3 protein-coding genes are annotated in these 2,688 nt (G+C 61.3%); all 3 read right to left on the bottom strand.

The features are described 5' to 3' along the window. Positions 1-845: TolB family protein (locus JNL55_RS12560; protein ID WP_293853332.1), on the bottom strand; the 845-nt coding region annotated here is incomplete at its 3' end. 92 nt (positions 846-937) lie between these two features. Continuing rightward, complete coding sequence (locus JNL55_RS12555; RefSeq protein ID WP_293853330.1) at positions 938-1,090, bottom strand: hypothetical protein; 153 nt, start codon at positions 1,088-1,090, stop codon at positions 938-940. Between the two features lie 19 nt (positions 1,091-1,109). Further along, a partial coding sequence (gene ggt / locus JNL55_RS12550) for a gamma-glutamyltransferase (RefSeq protein WP_293853328.1) occupies positions 1,110-2,688 on the bottom strand: 1,579 nt, incomplete at its 5' end.

The following is a 2,688-nucleotide window of genomic DNA, read 5'->3' as shown; positions in this document are numbered from 1 at the left end:
AACGTGCGCACGTCGCCCGTTCGCAGATCCGCCAGCTGAATCGACCACGGGATACTTTCCATGCGTGGCGTAAAGCGATAGCTCTGCGCTTCTTCGGGCACACGCACAAAAGCTAGATACCGACTGTTCGGCGACCAAGCCGGCAACTGATCGCTTTCCAACGATGCGCCGAAATAGCGAAGCTCGCGCGAGCTGATGTCGAACGTGCCGACGAAGCTGTGCGTGCCACGCATGCTGACGAAGGCCAACTGCCGTCCATCCGGCGACCACGCGAGCTGCGCAGCCGAACCTCGGATGGTGAACAATCGCTCGGGATTCGCCGCCGCGGTTGCCAGCTTCAGGCCCCAGACTTCTTTGCCCGAGGTCCAGACCAACTGCTGACCGTTCGGCGAGAACGCGGGATTACCCAGCGTCGACGTCGGCCCACCAGCGACTCGCCGAGCTGCTGTGTCACCGGTCGTCGGCACCAGCCACAACACGCGCTCCTGCGGATCAGGCAGGTCCAGCGGATTGTTTACTTCACCTTGCCCGTTCGGCGTCGTGCCGCGCACGTAAGCAACCAAGCTCGCGTCCGGTGACAACGTCACTGCTGTCAGCGGCAAGCCGTCGTCCTCGTAACGCTGAAGCAACCGACGCTCGGAGCCGCGTGCAATCCACAGACTCTGGCGCCCCGCTTGGCGTTCCACCCAAGCAACCGCAGGTACAGTGTCCGCCGCAGTAATTTGTGAAGGCGTGGGCAGTAAATCGAAGTAACGATTCACCGCATCGTCCACCGGCGTCGCCGCCGCCGCGACCGTCCCCCAACCCACCAATAGCGCACCCAAAAGCGCCGCCGTCTTGCGCATCGACTTCTCCGTTGAAGCAGATAGAGCCGGCTACTGTGGAGCTTTATGGGCGCGACGCTTTCCGAAATCGATCCGAGAATGTGCAATTCGGATCACAGCGCCTGAATCGCGCCGTTCTTGATCACCAGCTCGATCGACTCGGCGTGCTCGATGACGGCAGTACCGGAAACATACGAGCCGCTCAGACCGCTGCTGTAGCCTGCGTCAGCGCCGCCTCGTGCACCAATATCTCGGCCTCGAACCAAGCATCGAGCGAAGCGGCGATCAGTACCCTACGGCCTTGCCCCGCTCATTGCGGCCATCGCTGGCGCCGAGCCGTTGGCCGGTGGCTAGATCGATCTGAATACATTCACCGTCGCCGCCCAGACCGAAGGCGATGGTGTGGCCGCGACCTTCCAGCAGCTTGATGGTGTCCGGCGAAAAACGATTACGTTCCATCTGGATCCGATCCGGCAACCACTGATGATGGAAGCGCGGCGCATTCACCGCCTGTTGGATGTCGAGTCCGAAATCCACCACACCGACCAGAATGTTCGCCACCGTGGTGATGATGGTCGGGCCGCCGGGCGAGCCCAGCACCAGCCACAGCTTGCCGTCCTTGAGCACGATGGTGGGCGACATGGCCGACAACGGACGCTTGTTGGGGCCGACCAGATTGGCGTCGCTTTGAACCAAGCCGAACATGTTGGGCACGCCGGCTTTGGCCGAGAAGTCATCCATCTCGTTGTTGAGCAAAAAGCCCAGAGACCCGATTGTGACCCGCGAGCCGTACATGCTGTTCAGCGTGGTGGTGACGGCAACGGCATTGCCCTCTTTATCCACCACTGAATAATGAGTGGTCTGAGTGGGCTCGGGGCCCGCGGCCTTCACCGGCTTTTTATTCGCGTAGTCGGTCAGGGCTTTCGACACGACCGGCCGCTCCAATCGCGACGAGGCAGTAGCGCGCTCAGGATTGACGGACGCACGCCAGTTGACGCCGTATTTCTTGTCCGCCAATTCGAGCACCGGCAGATTGCTGAATTCCGGATCGCCGAGGAATTGGGCGCGATCGTAGAACGCACGGCGGTAACTCTCAGTGACCAAATGAATCGCTTCGGCCGAGCCGAAACCGGCCTTGGCGATATCGAAGCCTTCCAGAATGTTCAGCGTCTCGATCAGCGCGATACCACCAGAAGACGGCGGCGGCGCACTGATGATTTCGTTGCCACGATACATGCCACGCACCGGCGCGCGTTCGACGACCTCGTAGTTCTTCAGATCTTGCGCGGTAATCAGACCACCGCCCTGCTTCATGAAGTCCGCGATCTCGCGTGCCATCTTGCCGTTATAGAACTCATCGGGATCGGCAACGATGCGTTCCAAAGTGCGCGCCAGTTCTGGCTGCTTGAGCAAATCCCCCTGGCGCCAGCCTTTGCCGCCATTCTGGAAGATGCGCTTGGAGTCCGGGAAAGTCGCCATGTTCTTGTCGTTGGTGAGCGCACGCGCCTCCGCCCAATCCAGCTCGAAGCCTTCGCGAGCCAGCTTGATGGAGGGTGCCACCACCTGCGCCAGCGACAACTTGCCGAACTTTTTCTGCGCATGGACCATGCCTTTGACCGAACCGGGCACACCGACGGCCAGATAGCCGATCCGGCTCAGCGACGGGATCACATTGCCCTGCTGGTCCTGATACATGGTGCTGGTGGCTTTGCCCGGCGCCTTCTCTCGGAAGTCGAGGAAGTGGGTTTCGCCCGAGTTCATGCGAACCAACATGAAACCGCCGCCACCCAGATTACCTGCCGCCGGATGTACGACTGCGAGCGCGAAACCAGTCGCGACGGCGGCGTCGATGGCGTTGCCGCCC

This window comes from Steroidobacter sp., from assembly GCF_016790065.1.
In the GTDB taxonomy this organism is placed as follows: domain Bacteria; phylum Pseudomonadota; class Gammaproteobacteria; order Steroidobacterales; family Steroidobacteraceae; genus Steroidobacter.
This window is presented reverse-complemented; position numbering and strand designations above follow the sequence as displayed.